This is a genomic window from Bacillus sp. SRL337 (assembly GCF_984799155.1).
Genome location: NZ_OZ481793.1, coordinates 2,764,635 through 2,779,459, shown reverse-complemented (window position 1 = coordinate 2,779,459; position 14,825 = coordinate 2,764,635). Strand labels below are relative to the sequence as shown.

The following is a 14,825-nucleotide window of genomic DNA, read 5'->3' as shown; positions in this document are numbered from 1 at the left end:
CGGCAGGCTTTTTGTGTTTTACCGACTGCTGTAATGGTTATTATAAATAGATATGACAGAAAAGAATGAAGTCACAAAGACCAGAGGGATACATATTCTATCAGGCTTTAAAGAAGGGGAGTTATTGTATGCAAGAATTGGATTTGCATCATATTTTTGAACTTGGACTGGTATTGGTGATGATTGCTGCCGGTATTACGGCTATAGCAAAAAAGGTAAAACAGCCTTATCCGATTGCGTTGGTCATCATCGGCGCGTTGATTGGCCTTCTCGATATCCCGGTCCTTCAGCCGTTGAAATTATTTATCACAGAAGGGGAAGTGTTTAATTTTGTCATCATCACTCTTTTCCTGCCAGCGCTGCTGGGAGAGGCAGCACTGAAGCTTCCTTTTTCACATTTAAAAGAAAATAAAGAGCCGATTTTTTCTTTGGCTTTTGCCGGTACCTTTTTGTCTTATTTAATTATTGGATTCAGTACTTATTTCTTATTTGATTTTTCTGTACCTGCAGCATTTGTTTTCGCAGCGCTTATGAGTGCAACGGACCCCGTGAGTGTCCTTTCCATTTTTAAAAGTGTCGGGGTCAATAAGAGACTGGCAGTCGTTATCGAAGGAGAGAGTTTGTTTAACGATGGGCTGGCAGTCGTCCTTTTTAATATCTCAGCTTTCTACCTGCTCTCCTACTTGGATGCAGGGTGGGGTGGACTTGGAAGCGGTCTTTGGGAATTCATCAGGGTGGTTTCACTTGGCTTGATCATTGGGGGTTCGCTCGGTTTCGGCTTTTCCATTTTGACTAAGTACTTTGATGACTATCCATTGGAAATTATCTTTAGTATCATTTTATTTTATGGTTCTTTTTTAATGGCGGAGAGCGTCCATGCTTCCGGAGTCATTGCAGTTGTCGTCGCAGCCTTGATCTTTGGAAATTACGGCAGCAGGATTGGTATGAGTCCAACGACGAAACTGAACATCAACAACTTCTGGGATGTTGCAGCATTGCTGGCCAATTCGCTGGTTTTTTTAATGGTAGGACTCGAAATCACACGAATTGACTTGGTGGACAAGTGGCAGCTCATCCTTGCAGCCATACCCCTTGTTCTTATAGCGAGAAGCTTTGCCGTCTATTCCAGTTTAGCATTCATCAAAAGCTTCCCGATTAAATGGCAGCATATTTTAAATTGGGGCGGGTTGAAAGGATCCCTCTCTGTGGCCCTTGTCCTTAGTCTTCCCCGTGATTTCCCCGGCAGGGAAGATGTACTGGTCCTTGCTTTCAGCGTGGTATTATTCTCGTTGGTTGTACAAGGATTGTCCCTGAAACCCTTGATTGGTTGGCTCGGGGTGAAACCAAAAGAAGAAGGGGCGGAAGAGTTTGCGAAACTCATAGCTCAGCTCCATCGTTATGAAACGGCCATTACAGAAATTCACAGGGTGAAACAAAAGCTATATATCACAGATCCAGTTTCGGAAGAATTGATTAATACCTACGAAAGAAGACTGGATATGCTGAAGGCCCAAATAAATGAGTTGTTTGAGAAGGTCCCTGATTTAAAAGAGGATCAAATGAATACGCTTGTCAAGCATACTCTATATGCTGAACATGAAGCCATCGATAACCTTCTCAGGGAAGAAATTATCTCAAATGAAATAGCTGAAAGAGAACATGAGCGCATAACGGATGCCATCATCAAACTAGAAGGTAAACATTAGGGGTAATAATGGTATAATAAGGGAAAGGAGGCAGGGATATGTTTTGGATATACTTCGCGATTCCATTCGTACTTGTCCTTATTTACGCCATTTATCACGACCTTAAGAAGAAGCCGTATTCAACCGATAGGAGTACCACCGACAATCAGGATTATGCTCAAGCGCAAAGCATGTCAGAAGTAAATCGTTACAATAACAGCAGCGGCGGCGGACCGCTTTAACCCCAACAAAAAAAGGCTGTGATCAGCCTTTTTTTATTGGGGTTATTTCAATTGAAGCAGCTTGTTCTTCAATTCGTTCTCCATTGAGACGAGTTCTTTTTCAGCCTGCTGACGCTTCGAACGTCCTTCTTGCTGAATTCTCAATGTTTCTTCGATTGTAGAAATGAGGTTCTCCTGGGTTTTTTTCAAGGTATCCATATCAATGATACCCCGCTCATTTTCTTTGGCAGCTTCTATACTATTCGTTTTAAGCATTTCTGAATTTTTCAACAGCAACTCATTCGTTGTATCGGACACCTGCTTCTGTGCCTGTACAGCTTTTTTCTGGTGAAACAGAGTGAGAGCAATTGCAATCTGGTTTTTCCAAAGCGGGATGCTTGTCAGAATCGATGATTGAATCTTTTCTGCCAAAGCGCCGTTCGTGTTTTGAATCAAGCGGATTTGCGGTGCAGTCTGAATAGTCATTTGCCTGCTGATCTTCAAGTCATGGATCCTTTTTTCCAAACGGTCGAGGAATTGAAGGGCATCATTGACTTCCTGGTAAGCCATATCATCTTGTGAAGATTCAGCTTTCCTTCTTAATGCAGGAACTGTTACAGATGACAGCTCTTCATGCTTCAGTTCCGCTGCTGCTATATAAATATTCAGCGATTGAAAATAGGTCTTGTTCTTTTCATATAGTTCATCAAGAAAACGGTTATCGTCTATAAGGACATTCTTAGAATGCTCCAATTTCACTGAAATCCTGTCCACTTGACTGCCTATCTTTTGATACTTGGAAAGTACTTCAGAGATGGAGCTTGACAGTTTACCGAATAATCTTTTCACGAATCCTTTCTTTTGATCATTAAGCTCCTCAGGGTTCATTTCCTTAAGCCTCTTCATTAAATCATTTAACACGTCTCCGATAGGACCGACATCTTTTTTCTGGACATGATCCAGCATCGAATGGGAGAAATTTGACATTTGCGTCTGGGCTGCCGTTCCGTATTCCAATATAGCCTGGCTGTTGTGCATGTCAATCTGTTTTGCTATTTCCTGAGCTTTCTGTTTGTGTTCAGGTGACAGCCGTTCGGCAAGCATAACGGGTGCACTGGCGACATCACTTGGGTTCGAAGTGCTGCTCGCAAAGGGATCTGCCAAAAGACTTTCTAGATCATCATTTTTATAGTCGGTTGAATTATTTGAGTTCATAAGAGTGCTCCTTTGTTATTTTTTGTTTTTACGGGCAACATCCAATTCAAAATCCAGGGTTTGGATATCGTTGGATAGGACATTCATAAGATCTTCCTGGAGCGAATCCTCCAAGGAGTGCAAGGTGCGCTTGGCATCTTTTATTGACTGGAACACCTGGTCATTCTTAATTGGCTGCGTAGCAAGATAAGTATATTTCTCGGACAGTTCGACGACAGAATCCAAATGGTAAAAGAAAAACTGTTCGCTTTGATAGAACTTTTTCGGATCTTTACGGACGAGCGAGTAAATTCTTTTAGCGAGCCTGTTAAGCTCCAGGATTTGTTTGAACGCACCGAGGGAACGGACTTGAAATTGAGTCTTCTGCAGGCGTTTAATCTTGGATTGTGCCTCTTTTAAATTTTTATTAATATAACGGTAATCCTGTAGAGTGATACCGTGCTTTTTCAAAAACCTTTTTGTATACACCCATTTTCCTGTGGAAGAAACAAGGTAAGCGACAGCAGCCCCGCCGGCTGTTCCAATCAGGAATGATTGCTCGAATCCAAAAATCAACACGAGAAAGGTGATAAAGAACCCGTTAATTCCTAAAAACAATTTTAGAAATGTAAGAGGTATTGATTTCATGTCATCTACTCCTTAAATCGTTAATGATAACCTCATTACTATTTATTACGATTCTATACTATAAAAGTTTCAAAAATCCTGCAAAAAGCGCTTAAATAGTTTAGTCGAACTTTACGATTTTGATAATTTCCGACAATAAAAAACTGACCCTGTCATAGGCCAGTCCTATTGTTTAATCTTTTTACAGGTTTAAAGAGCTTTAAAGTCATTGGATGAAGTTTCTTCTGTTTCCATTTCATGAATATGGAAAACATCCACACGTGAAGCGGGGCTGGCACCATTTTTTACAAACGTAGCGAATTCTTCAATGGCGGAAGCCTCCCCTTGTGCTTCAATTTCAACAGAGCCATTATCGAGATTCTTCACCCAGCCAGTGATGTCCTGTTCATCCGCTTTGTTCTTCGTATAGCAGCGGAATCCGACCCCTTGTACATGGCCTTCAACATTTAAACTTACTTTTCTGTTCATGATATACCTCCTGGAACTGAGTCGTTATTTTTATTCCCTATCCTACACGGACTTAATCTTGTGCGGCTGGTTAAATGGTTCCTAGGAGGGCTGTAGAATCCAATAGTGATTGGGACTCAGAGAGAAAGGGTGTCTGGAACAGTTCTAAAGTCAGGTAGTTGGATTCAGATAGGAAAGGCTTCTAGGAGTTAGAGTCCCAAAGGCAGCCGAATACAGAGAGAAGAGGTGCCTGCAGCTTTGTTATAAAGCAAACAAATTACTGTTCTGTTAAATTTTAATTTCAATGGTTGAAGAACAAACTTTTTTGTTAAAATGTTTAGTGTCTTTTAAATAATGCTAAGGAAGGTGTTCCTTCTGTGAAAAAGTTTTTCATTGCAATCATATTATTATTCATAACAGGACAAACGGCCTCAGCCGGTTCTGAGTATGGCCAGAAGCCTAAATCGGTCTTCAGCGAAAGCGCGGTCCTGATTGATACGGATACAGGATCAATCCTTTATCAGAAAAATGCTAACAGACGGATGCCGCCTGCCAGTATCACAAAAATAGCTACAGCTATATACGCTGTGGAAACAGGTGATTTGGACAGCATGGTGACCATTAGCAGGAACGCAGCTGAAACTGAAGGATCTTCTGTTTATTTGCTGGAGGGAGAACAACTTCCCCTGAAACAGCTGGTGGCAGGGATGATGATCAACTCTGGAAACGATGCAGCTGTGGCGATAGCGGAACACTTAGATGGTTCCGTTGAAAAGTTCAGTCAAAATCTTAATAAGTTCCTCTCAGAAAAGGCCGGTGTAAAGAATACTCATTTCACAAATCCGCATGGCCTTTATGAGAAAGACCATTATACAACTGCAAAGGATATGGCCCTCATCACATCCTATGCAATCAAAAACAATTCCTTTAAAGAACTATTTTCTTTAAAAGAACTTGATTGGAACGGGGAAGGCTGGGACACGACCCTTTTTAACCATCATAAAATGGTAAAAGGTGAAATAGCCTACCCGGAAGTGACTGGAGGAAAGAATGGATTTGTCGAGGAGTCCAGGCATACTCTAGTGACAACTGCCACCAACGAGAATCTCTCGGTTGCGGTCGTATTATTGAAAGCACAGTCCAAGTCAGCTGCTTATAAAGATACCAATGCTTTATTGAACTATGGATTGAACAAGTTCACACACCAGGTTATTCCTGCAGGGGAAGTGTATAAGGCTGGGGATAAAGAATATGTCTTAGGCAATGAAATCACGTATACAAGCCTTATAGGTGAAGAAAACGAGATTTCCGTTGACCGAAATGGAGGACTGCTGCACCTGATGGACGGAAAGGAACAGCTGATAGGTGAACTGGGGCTCGTTCCTGGAAAACCGGAATACAATGAAACTGAAAAGGAGCAAGACACCAGCATGGTAAAGAGCCAGCTCGTCTTATACCCGGTCTATTTGTATGCGGCTCTCCTTCTTATCGCTGGAACTGCTGTAATGAGAAAGAAGAGAGCATAGAAAAATATCCTTTGTATAAGTAAGTATAGTTGGACTTACGATAAGAATGGATTTCATTCGATGTCCCTCGCTGGCGGAGCGACTGGTATTAGTTTGATGTCAACCGCCAGCAAGGCGGGACCTATATATATAAGTCCTGGACTCGGTATGTTGACAAAGGAAATGAAATCATGTATAGTTAACAATTGTGGATATGAAAACCACATAACAGTCAGGTCTTACTGACTACTAATCTCCGTAGTAGTACATCAATAATTCTTCTGAAGATCAACCAAGCTTGATCGATTTTTTTAAATCCTTATCCAGCTGGGTTTAGAGAATCCGCTGAGGACTAAGGAAGCTTTTTTCAATCCAGCAAAAAAGCTGAGACTCATCCGATACCAGAATGAAGATTGTATGATTATTGTTATTGCTAGAATTTCCCCTAATTCTCACTGGCATGGCCTAGGAGCCATAAGGATGATCGAGAGGAAGGGCTTTCATTGTGTTAGGGTAATTTATCAATGATTGATCCGGTGTGTGAATCATACAAAGTGAATCAAAAGACAATAGTAAGACTTGCATATAGGCACACTTCTTTATATCTTTACCCTGCAGGGGTAGAATAGAGAAGTGTGCTTTTTACTTATACATATAGGACGTGTGACGGAAATGATTTATATATTTGTAGGGATTGGGGGAGCCGCAGGCAGTCTATTGAGATACTTGCTGGGGAATTTCCTCATGGGTCTTCATCCTGCTGCATTCCCGTTTGGGACTCTTACAGCCAACCTGGCAGGATCTTTTCTTTTGGGGCTGCTGACTGAAAACAGCCTGAAGGATAGCAGGCTGCCTGCTGGAGTGGCCGCGGCGATAGGGACAGGGTTGATCGGATCATTTACCACCTTTTCCGCATTTAGTGTAGAAACGATAGGCCTTTTAAGACAAGGCCAGATTATTTTGGCCTTTCTCTACTTTTTCTTCAGCGCAGCAGGCGGTTTGGGGTTTGCCTGGGCAGGGCTTACTATAGGTAAGTTGAAAGGGGGCAGTGAATGTTGATTCTATTGGCGATAGCCTCCGGTGGATTTGTTGGTGCGATTGCACGTTATACAGCAGGCGGCTTGATTAAACGCAAGCTCAACACTAAATTCCCTTTTTCAACCTTGGTTGTTAATCTGGCAGGCGCCTTTCTTTTGGGAATGCTAATAGGCCGTGGAGTAGAAGGGGTGAGATACGCATTCTTTGGCGTTGGGTTTCTAGGTGCTTTTACTACCTATTCGACTTTTATGGTGGAAGTGTTAAACCTGAAGAGAGCAGGAGAGGGGAAGAACGCTTTTTTGTATCTGGCTTTCAGTTATTTCGGAGGGTTAATGACAGCATTTTTGGGTTTAGTGATTGAAATAGTACTCATATAGAAAGGCTGCCTCGCTTATGAGAGAGCACTGAAAATCTGCCGATTTCTAAACTATAACTAAAATTAATAAAGAAAAAGCCACCCCTTCTTCCTATAAAAGGAAGAAGGGGTGGCTTTTTCTTGGATATAAACATATATGCTGCCCTTTATTATCACATTAGTTTTAGGATCCTTTTAATATTTACCGCAAATATAGCCATGGCACCTTGTAATTCCATGCCAATTAGACCCGAGGATTCTGCTACATCATACCCGTGTCTGTGTTTTAGTTCACTATTTTTCGCTTCAATTTTATATCGTTCTTTTGCCTTTTCCTTAAAATACTCGCTTTCCTGGAATTTTGCTTGGGAGGAGTGCTGATCGGACTTTATAGTAACGGAATACGTCTTACTTTTAAAGGTCCATATACTTACTGAACATCATTGTTTGTTGTTGTTGAATCACTGGAAACCACCCACTTAATATTGTTAGTTCTATTATAAAGTAAGGATTTATTAGCGGGTAGTGTTTTTTTTTCTCAATGTTGATTGGAGTGGAAGGTGCACGACCTCCTGCGGGACTAGCGGGACAGGTGAGACCCCGCAGGCGAAGCCGAGGAGGCTCAACGCCCGCCCCGCGGAGTCGTGCACCTGGAACGGAAATCAACATTTTTTCGTAAAATCTGAAGTAAAAAAGGCAGAATCGCTCTTTGAGGTGAGCGATTCTGCCTTTTAGAACTTTATTGGACTTTTTCAGTGCCCTCGCTTATGACGGGCAGCCTTTTCATTATTTTACGACGATGTAGCCGATCATCGGGCCGTTTTTTTCGATAGTATCGTGGGTGTCACAGACAAGCTTATAGGTGCCTTTTTTATCAAACGTCACATTGAAGACGGATTCTTCTCCCTTCTTTACTGTACCTTTTACATCTGTTCCTTCAATATGAAACGGATGGGCTTTCCCGTTGACCCCGTAGATGCGGAATTGAACTTCTTTTCCTTTATCGACAACGATTGTCCCGGGATCCCATCTGTAGGACTCTATTTTTTTTCCATCCTCCATCTCGGAAGAAAATACTCCCGTAACCAGTTCGATGACTTGAACATTGGGATTATCGCCATTCATGGTCACGGTGGGGTAAGACTCTTTAGGCATCAACATCCAGGCCGCACCCAGTGATAATGCCGCAAATCCAATAATAAATAAGATAAGAGAGCCTTTTTTCAATACAATAAATTTCATCAGACAACCTCCTTTAACTAGTACAACTATATGCCTGGTCCATCGATAACTTGTCTAAAATGTGAATTTGGCACAGATTATTATTGAAAAAAATGCAGATGATTTTGTATTGGAAAGAGAATCTTGTACAATTTATTTGGAGGTGTGATCGTATGGCATCGTTCAGTGTCGTCAGAATATCAGGGGAAGCTGAACCTTGGTGGTTTTTTACTGACTGGGAAAAAGATATTACCGAGAAGCTGGAATATCATGATGAAAAGGAAGCTTTTGAACAATTCATTGCTCTCGTTCAGGACCTTACCTATAAATATCAACATAAAAAGCAAAAAAAGAATACCGTCGCCTTTTGGAGTGAGAATGAAAAAGCATTTTGCGAAGCGTGCGATGATGATCTGCAGTTATATCATGGTCTTATCCTCATGGAGGGAAACAAACCAAAAGTCTTTACAGATGAAGAAAAAGCAAGGCTTGCAGAAGTGCTTGAAATAACAGAATGAGGAGAAGCCGGTCTCTTGGGGGGCACTGAAAATCTGCCGATTTCTAAACTATAAATATAATTAATAAAGAAAAAGCCAACCCTTCTTCCTATAAAAGGAAGAAGGGTTGGCTTTTTAGATCGTTCAACAATATCGACATCTGATACATCGTGAATGGTTTTCAGAAACAGATATTTGAACATACGAGTAGGATCAATCGCATTTCGCCCATTATCATGACAATATTTATTCTTTAATTCATCAAAAACAAAATAAAGGAGAAGTCGATTAAATCGTTTATTCTCCGTAACAGATTGTCTTGAGGAACGACGATATCATAAGGCCCTTCATACTTACTGAACATGATTGTTTGTTGTTGTGAATCACTGGAAACCACCCACTTATATTGTTAGTTCTATTATAAAGTAAGGATTTAATAGCGGGTAGTGTTCTTTTTTCTCAACGTTGATTGGAGTGGAAGGTGCGCGGCCTCCTGCGGGACTAGCGGGACAGGTGAGACCAAGCTTACGTACCAATGGAACGTAACCCCGCAGGCGAAGCCAGCTCCAGCGGCCAGCGACTAGCAGATTTCGGACTCTCTTCTTGCGATAAGTCAGCATCGACTCACTATGTTCGTCGTGTTTCCTTTATCTCATACGAGAGCCTTCCAATCTGTACGTCGCTGAACGGCCGCTTCCGCTTTTTATGAAGCCGAGGAGGCTCAACGCCCGCCCCGCGGAGTCGCGTACCTGGAACGGAAATCAACTTTTTTTCGTAAAACATAAAGTGAAAAAGGCAGAATCGCTCTTTGAAGTAAGCGATTCTGCCTTTTAGAACTTTATTGGACTTTTTCAGTGCCTCGTCTCTTGGGGCTGGTTTTTTTGTTTCAAAAAAACAGGGACAACAGCCGATGAGATGTTGTCCCTGTTTTTCGAACAGCTATAGGTTGGTACGCAACTTAATGAATCGATACACATGTGTGAAAATGACTTTTAAAATGGCATAGGTTGGCACAGCCAACAGCAACCCGAGGAATCCGGCGAACTTTCCTGCAGCGACAAGCAGCAAAATGATTGTCAGTGGGTGGATATCCAGTTTTCTGCCCATTACTTGAGGAGAAATAAGATTTCCTTCGATTTGCTGAACGATCAGAATGACAATGATCACCCATAAAGCCATGATGGGTTCTTGCAGGAAACCGACGATCACTGCAGGTACTGAACTGATGAAAGGCCCGATAAAAGGAATGACATTTGTAAGCATCGTCAGGATGGCGATGACAAGGGAGTAATCAAGTCCGATTATCAGATAACCAATATAAACGAGAACCCCTACACAGAAACTGACAATGACCTGTCCCTGGATATAGGAACTCAAAGCCTCATCCATATCGCTCAGGACTTTTTTGCCTTCATTTTCATGTTTTTCTGGCACCAGTTTTAAGATTTTTCCTGACAGCTTCTTCCCATCCTTCAGCATATAGTACAGAACGAATGGAATCAGGATGATTAATACAACAATATTGGTGATTGTGCTGATGATGTTCATCAGGTTCGACCCAAGGTTCGAAGCGGCTTCGTTTAAATAGTCTGTCAGCCTGTTGGTAATAGTCTCAAGCGAAAACCTTTCACTTTCCTGGAACCGGGAAACCCATTCATTTTGCTGAAGATTTAATAAAGTTGCCCTGAATTTTTCAATGAGCTGCGGGGTGTTGTCTATCAAGCTGTTGACCTGCCTCTGAAGAATTGGGCCAACATAGAATATCACTCCGGTAATGACCCCGATGACGGCAAGATAGAGAAGAAGTACGGCAACCGATCTTGGCATCTTCTTAGCTAATAAGCCCACCAGCGGCCTCAAAAGATAATAAAAGATACCGCCGAGCACAATCGGTCCGAATAAAGCAGTCACAAGGACTGTAACCGGTTTGAAAATAAAATCAACTAGTGTTCCTAAATAAATGATCAGCAGTATTAGTGCCAGGGCATACCCTCTTCGAAACCATTTTCCTTCCGGCATAATTTCACTCCTAAATAAAATTGAAAAGACCTTAAATGAGTCTCTTTCATTTGTATATTCTCTTTAATCATTTCATTAAAACTAAAACGGTGAATTTTCCCTGAAGAAACAAGCTTCTACCAGGAGGCAGAAGCTTGTTTCTTCAGGGTTTCGGATTGGTTTTGCTGAATGGACATAAAGTGTTCAACATAGCCGGGGTCCCATTGAGTCCCTTTCCCCGCGTCCAGGATCGAAAGAGCTTTCGATGGGCTCATCCCTTTTCGATATGGCCTGTCGGATGTCATGGCATCATAAGCATCCGCCACAGCGATCAATCTGCCGAACTCGGGTATATTCATACCATGCAGCCCATCGGGATATCCTTTGCCATCGATTCTTTCGTGGTGATATTTTATGCCGGGAAGGATGGGGAGGAGTTCCTCTGTAAGATCTATTCCCTCTAATATATTTGCACCAATAACCGGGTGTAATTTAATCTGGGCAAACTCTTCATCCGTAAGTCTGCCATCTTTTAACAGAACTTCATCTCTAATTCCAATTTTGCCGATATCATGAAGCAGGGCTGACTTTTTTAGTAATTCCACTTTGGAACGAGGCCATTCTGCCCTTTTCGCGATTTTAACAGAATAGTCAGCAACACGTTGGGAGTGGCCGGCGGTATATGGGTCACGTGCATCCAGGGTAGCTGCAATGACATCGAAAAAGCTGCTGATCAAGTGTTCGTTTTTCGCTTCTTTTTCCTGAAGAGAGGCAACCATATTATTAAAGCCATTGAAAAGGTCGGAGAATTCATCTGTATATGGATTGATCATTTGCTCAGGCTTTCCCTGTTCTATTTTTTGAAAGCCTTCCCGCAACTCTTTTACTGGATCTTCAATGCTTCTGAAAATGAGTACAGTGCTGGAAACAGCCAGGATCAGGATGATGAAGATCAGAAGGCCGGCCCAGTTCCAATAATCAGTTTGAGGATCTAGTGTGATAGATAAACGGACCTGCAAAGCAAGGCTGAACAATAGTACCGGGAATAGGGCAAGGAAAATTGAACCTGCCAAGAGTTTTCGTTTTAAACTTAGGTGAAATTGCTTGTTTTTCAATAGATCAATATTGTGCAGTTTCAATGCTTTCTCAGCTAGGTCGGATGAAATAGGTGCAGCAGTCTTAAATGTAAGATGGAATTCAATTAGTGCATGCATAGAAGCTATAAGAAAAGCTCCGGCCCAAGCAAATCCGATGTAAGAATAAGGGATGCTTAATTGTCCATCTTTAATCAAGAAATAACTAAGAGTGGTTGCCGGGATTGCCAGTCCCAGGAAGTGTGGCAGCATGATTCTCCTGACAGTCAGGACAGGGAAATTCAAGCTGTGAATGAAGGCTTTATTCAACATCTCAATTGATTGGTCCTGCTCTCGATAAATGGTCTTCAATGGAGCCAGGTGTCTGCTGTAGACCAGATACTCTGTGACAAACATAAACAGGAGTGAGACGGATATGATTAAAATCATGTAGATGGATTGACTGCCGGAAAGGTCGAGAGTCTGAAAGATGAAAATCGATCCTACACCAAGCACTGCAATGAGCGAGCCAATCAGATAATTAAAGAACATCCTTCTTTGAAAGGCAGTAAATAGAGCCATATAGTCCTCCGGGATTTTGCTATTTAAGTCATTATAATGCAAAATCTGAGGTTTGGTATACAAAAAAGATATTCCTGGGGTTTTTAATCAATGATCCCGGTCCGGACAATTTTTAAATTCACATCGAAATTAAACTCAGCTGAAGGATATTTTTCCGCCCACATCTGCTTCGTCACTTCTTTGTCCCTTATGGAAGCCCTGTAGTAAGAGCCGAAGCCGATTGGGTCTGAACCTGATTCTTGTAGTTCTTTAATGACTTCCATGCCCTTTTCTTCGATTGATTTTTCCATGGCTTCTTCCAGTTTTCTAAGCACGGGTGCTTCTGATAAATTAAGGGGGACAGTCATTTCAAGAATCCTTGACTCCAGTGTAAGCTTTATGTCGAAGGAAGGTTTCTGTTTATCTGTCAGCTTGATTTTATACCCATTTTTAATATTATCCAGGGTTACGTGCATTTGTTCCACTTCATCATCCTCATCCACCTCAATGTTTTGAGCTTCATGAATTTCCTTTTTAAAGGTTTCTTTTGGGACTTTCACCTCTACACTGCCAGTTTTGATGCTGTTCATCAAAGATCGAACGTAGAAAATGTTTTCTCTTTCCAAAATGCCGACCTGCTTGTCGTCTGAAAATAGGGCAAATCCCTTTATTCCCACTTTGTCTTCTATAATTGAAAAATAGGGGAGAATGGCGTCCTTCCCTACTGATCCGTAGCTTGTCATGAATTCCTGAAGAGTCGGATTAGGAATCACTTCATTTTCGATGTTGAGGAGAACAAGGTTATAGAGATAAGTTCCCATATTGGTAGGCTGGCTTTTTGGCTGGTAGGATAAAATGTCTTTGGCGCTGGGATCCGCTACTCCCAAATAAGTCATATTCCCGATTGCAGCGTCCCTTGAAAGGGAGTCAACCAATGAACTGATTCCTTTCCTGGCTATCTCTTCGCCATATAAAGCTACCCTCAGCTGGCCTGAAACCAGATTGTGGTCAGTCTCCATATTTGCGGACATTCTGATTCCCTTACTTGTATCCGCTTCTCCTGTAATGACCGTTGTCAGATTCTGCATGGAAGGATTGAACTGATAGAACACAATGGTTCCGGAAATCTTGTTTTCCTTCTCTGACTTATCGTAACCAATACCAGTGATTAAACCCTGTTTTTCAAGATACCGTGTTTGAACACAGCTGCCAAGCAGGAGGGAGACGGAAAAGACAACGGATAAAAGAGTTAAATTCCTCATGCAGAACCCCCTTTTCGTTTCTTGAAGATTTTTTTTCCGAAGACCAGGACAAGAAGTACTATTGGATAGACGAATGTCAAACCAAAACTAAATGTTGCCACTCGGTCGGTGAAGGTGTTCATTTCAACCCTTTGATCAATGAAGAAATTACCCAACCATATTACTACTGCAAACAGATAAATCATTTTTCTCTGTTTGAAGCCAAATACTCTTTTGATCCCCCTCGTAGCTGCCCAAAAATACAGACATATATTTGGAAGGACAATGAGCATCCAGTAAGAAACGGCAATGAATTCAAACCTTTCCAAGTTCGGAATTCTAACGATCTTGAACATCGACAAGACTGGCCAAATCGTCCTTTCCAGAACGGTTTCAGAGAAAAAGCCAATGGAAACAAATGTAACAACAAAGTAAAGCAATGTCGTATAACCAATTCCGAATAATGAATACTTCATCACTTTCTTCTTGTCTTTAATATAAGGGTAAAAAAATAGCAGCAGTTCAAATCCTATCACTGAAAAAGAGGTCTTATAGACACCCATGCCGATTTCTTTTAAGCTGTGGTTCCAGATAGGAAAGAAGTGCGTGTAATCCATATATTGAAGAGGGACAGAAAGGATGAACACAAGCCATGCCGTCAGGATGAATGTGATAAAACAGACACCCACGAGAATTCGGACTCCTCCTAATACTGCATAAACAGCCAGGAAAATAAGGAGGCCCGATAATAGCCATGTGGGCATTTGCGGGAATATCCACGCCTGTACCATTTCGGTATAATGCATGATCACGAGGTAAGCAATTACGAACAGATACCCCATATAAATGATGCTTAAAAAGGAACCGATCCACTTTCCGAATATGTCCCTATGTATCCCGAACAAGTCGGCGCTGTCATAATTCTTTAATAAGAGAATAATGCAGATTGTCGAAGTGGCAACGACAAATACGGAGAGTAATACGGAAATCCAGGCATCATACCCTGCCTCAATAAAAACGACTCGCGGAAGGCCGGCGATGCCAACACCAGTTTGTGCAACATGAATGACAAACATAATGAAAAATGAGTTGAACATTAAAGCTTTGGGGGGATCTACATTAATTTTCATAGACACAATCC

The 14,825-nt window shown here is 41.7% G+C and carries 14 protein-coding genes and 2 pseudogenes; 6 read left to right on the top strand and 10 right to left on the bottom strand.

Features of this window, described 5'->3' with window-relative positions; genetic code table 11:
• Positions 1–128: 128 nt before the first annotated feature.
• Both AC4E8A_RS14185 and AC4E8A_RS14180 read left to right on the top strand, forming a co-directional pair.
• A complete protein-coding gene (locus AC4E8A_RS14185) occupies positions 129–1,706 on the top strand; it encodes a cation:proton antiporter (protein WP_490193788.1) in 1,578 nt (525 codons plus the stop codon).
• A 38-nt stretch (positions 1,707–1,744) separates the two neighbouring features.
• Positions 1,745–1,927 (top strand): hypothetical protein, encoded by a 183-nt coding sequence (locus AC4E8A_RS14180; RefSeq protein WP_490193787.1) that lies wholly within the window; start codon positions 1,745–1,747, stop codon positions 1,925–1,927.
• Positions 1,928–1,969: 42 nt separating this feature from the next.
• On the opposite strand, the gene AC4E8A_RS14175 is transcribed toward AC4E8A_RS14180, so the two are convergent.
• The 3 genes from AC4E8A_RS14175 to AC4E8A_RS14165 all read right to left on the bottom strand — a co-directional run bounded on the left by AC4E8A_RS14175 (position 1,970) and on the right by AC4E8A_RS14165 (position 4,216).
• Complete coding sequence (locus AC4E8A_RS14175; RefSeq protein ID WP_490193786.1) at positions 1,970–3,121, bottom strand: toxic anion resistance protein; 1,152 nt, start codon at positions 3,119–3,121, stop codon at positions 1,970–1,972.
• A 15-nt stretch (positions 3,122–3,136) separates the two neighbouring features.
• A complete protein-coding gene (locus AC4E8A_RS14170; RefSeq protein WP_490193785.1) occupies positions 3,137–3,748 on the bottom strand; it encodes a 5-bromo-4-chloroindolyl phosphate hydrolysis family protein in 612 nt (203 codons plus the stop codon).
• Between the two features lie 189 nt (positions 3,749–3,937).
• Positions 3,938–4,216, bottom strand: a complete 279-nt coding sequence (locus AC4E8A_RS14165) for an acylphosphatase (RefSeq protein ID WP_490193784.1) — start codon at positions 4,214–4,216, stop codon at positions 3,938–3,940.
• A 356-nt stretch (positions 4,217–4,572) separates the two neighbouring features.
• Between AC4E8A_RS14165 and AC4E8A_RS14160 the strand changes: the two genes are divergently transcribed.
• The 3 genes from AC4E8A_RS14160 to AC4E8A_RS14150 all read left to right on the top strand — a co-directional run bounded on the left by AC4E8A_RS14160 (position 4,573) and on the right by AC4E8A_RS14150 (position 7,115).
• The gene (locus AC4E8A_RS14160; RefSeq protein ID WP_490193783.1) at positions 4,573–5,721 is read left to right on the top strand and encodes a D-alanyl-D-alanine carboxypeptidase family protein; all 1,149 of its coding nucleotides are present in this window, start codon (positions 4,573–4,575) and stop codon (positions 5,719–5,721) included.
• Positions 5,722–6,372: 651 nt separating this feature from the next.
• Positions 6,373–6,759 (top strand): fluoride efflux transporter CrcB, encoded by a 387-nt coding sequence (crcB, locus tag AC4E8A_RS14155; RefSeq protein ID WP_490193782.1) that lies wholly within the window; start codon positions 6,373–6,375, stop codon positions 6,757–6,759.
• Positions 6,753–7,115: a fluoride efflux transporter FluC gene (locus tag AC4E8A_RS14150; protein WP_490193781.1), complete on the top strand. Its 363-nt coding sequence runs from the start codon at positions 6,753–6,755 to the stop codon at positions 7,113–7,115. The genes crcB and AC4E8A_RS14150 overlap by 7 nt, the downstream gene beginning before the upstream one ends.
• Before the next feature lie 151 nt (positions 7,116–7,266).
• On the opposite strand, the pseudogene AC4E8A_RS14145 reads toward AC4E8A_RS14150, so the two are convergent.
• Positions 7,267–7,509 (bottom strand): annotated as a pseudogene (locus AC4E8A_RS14145) (transposase); the annotation flags it as partial.
• Between the two features lie 370 nt (positions 7,510–7,879).
• Entirely contained in the window at positions 7,880–8,335 is a 456-nt protein-coding gene (locus tag AC4E8A_RS14140; RefSeq protein WP_490193780.1) for a cupredoxin domain-containing protein, read from the bottom strand.
• A 152-nt stretch (positions 8,336–8,487) separates the two neighbouring features.
• On the opposite strand from AC4E8A_RS14140, the gene AC4E8A_RS14135 reads away from it, so the two are divergent.
• A complete protein-coding gene (locus AC4E8A_RS14135; RefSeq protein ID WP_490193779.1) occupies positions 8,488–8,832 on the top strand; it encodes a DUF1033 family protein in 345 nt (114 codons plus the stop codon).
• 113 nt (positions 8,833–8,945) lie between these two features.
• Here AC4E8A_RS14135 and AC4E8A_RS14130 read toward each other — a convergent pair.
• From AC4E8A_RS14130 to AC4E8A_RS14110, 5 genes and pseudogenes are all read right to left on the bottom strand, one after another.
• Positions 8,946–9,175 (bottom strand): annotated as a pseudogene (locus AC4E8A_RS14130) (transposase); the annotation flags it as partial.
• Positions 9,176–9,750: 575 nt separating this feature from the next.
• A complete protein-coding gene (locus AC4E8A_RS14125; protein ID WP_490193778.1) occupies positions 9,751–10,830 on the bottom strand; it encodes an AI-2E family transporter in 1,080 nt (359 codons plus the stop codon).
• 116 nt (positions 10,831–10,946) lie between these two features.
• Positions 10,947–12,464: an HD domain-containing phosphohydrolase gene (locus tag AC4E8A_RS14120; RefSeq protein WP_490193777.1), complete on the bottom strand. Its 1,518-nt coding sequence runs from the start codon at positions 12,462–12,464 to the stop codon at positions 10,947–10,949.
• Between the two features lie 83 nt (positions 12,465–12,547).
• Complete coding sequence (locus AC4E8A_RS14115; protein WP_490193776.1) at positions 12,548–13,705, bottom strand: Ger(x)C family spore germination protein; 1,158 nt, start codon at positions 13,703–13,705, stop codon at positions 12,548–12,550.
• Entirely contained in the window at positions 13,702–14,814 is a 1,113-nt protein-coding gene (locus AC4E8A_RS14110; RefSeq protein WP_490193775.1) for a GerAB/ArcD/ProY family transporter, read from the bottom strand. The genes AC4E8A_RS14115 and AC4E8A_RS14110 overlap by 4 nt, the downstream gene beginning before the upstream one ends.
• Between the last annotated feature and the right edge of the window lie 11 nt (positions 14,815–14,825).

Excerpts from the sequence above, each read along its gene's own strand:
- AC4E8A_RS14115 (WP_490193776.1), bottom strand. The coding sequence starts at position 13,705 with ATGAGGAATTTAACTCTTTTATCCGTTGTCTTTTCCGTCTCCCTCCTG.
- AC4E8A_RS14110 (WP_490193775.1), bottom strand. The coding sequence starts at position 14,814 with ATGAAAATTAATGTAGATCCCCCCAAAGCTTTAATGTTCAACTCATTT.
- AC4E8A_RS14140 (WP_490193780.1), bottom strand. The coding sequence starts at position 8,335 with ATGAAATTTATTGTATTGAAAAAAGGCTCTCTTATCTTATTTATTATT.
- AC4E8A_RS14175 (WP_490193786.1), bottom strand. The coding sequence starts at position 3,121 with ATGAACTCAAATAATTCAACCGACTATAAAAATGATGATCTAGAAAGT.
- AC4E8A_RS14150 (WP_490193781.1), top strand. The coding sequence starts at position 6,753 with ATGTTGATTCTATTGGCGATAGCCTCCGGTGGATTTGTTGGTGCGATT.
- AC4E8A_RS14170 (WP_490193785.1), bottom strand. The coding sequence starts at position 3,748 with ATGAAATCAATACCTCTTACATTTCTAAAATTGTTTTTAGGAATTAAC.
- AC4E8A_RS14185 (WP_490193788.1), top strand. The coding sequence starts at position 129 with ATGCAAGAATTGGATTTGCATCATATTTTTGAACTTGGACTGGTATTG.
- crcB (WP_490193782.1), top strand. The coding sequence starts at position 6,373 with ATGATTTATATATTTGTAGGGATTGGGGGAGCCGCAGGCAGTCTATTG.
- AC4E8A_RS14165 (WP_490193784.1), bottom strand. The coding sequence starts at position 4,216 with ATGAACAGAAAAGTAAGTTTAAATGTTGAAGGCCATGTACAAGGGGTC.
- AC4E8A_RS14125 (WP_490193778.1), bottom strand. The coding sequence starts at position 10,830 with ATGCCGGAAGGAAAATGGTTTCGAAGAGGGTATGCCCTGGCACTAATA.
- AC4E8A_RS14135 (WP_490193779.1), top strand. The coding sequence starts at position 8,488 with ATGGCATCGTTCAGTGTCGTCAGAATATCAGGGGAAGCTGAACCTTGG.
- AC4E8A_RS14120 (WP_490193777.1), bottom strand. The coding sequence starts at position 12,464 with ATGGCTCTATTTACTGCCTTTCAAAGAAGGATGTTCTTTAATTATCTG.
- AC4E8A_RS14180 (WP_490193787.1), top strand. The coding sequence starts at position 1,745 with ATGTTTTGGATATACTTCGCGATTCCATTCGTACTTGTCCTTATTTAC.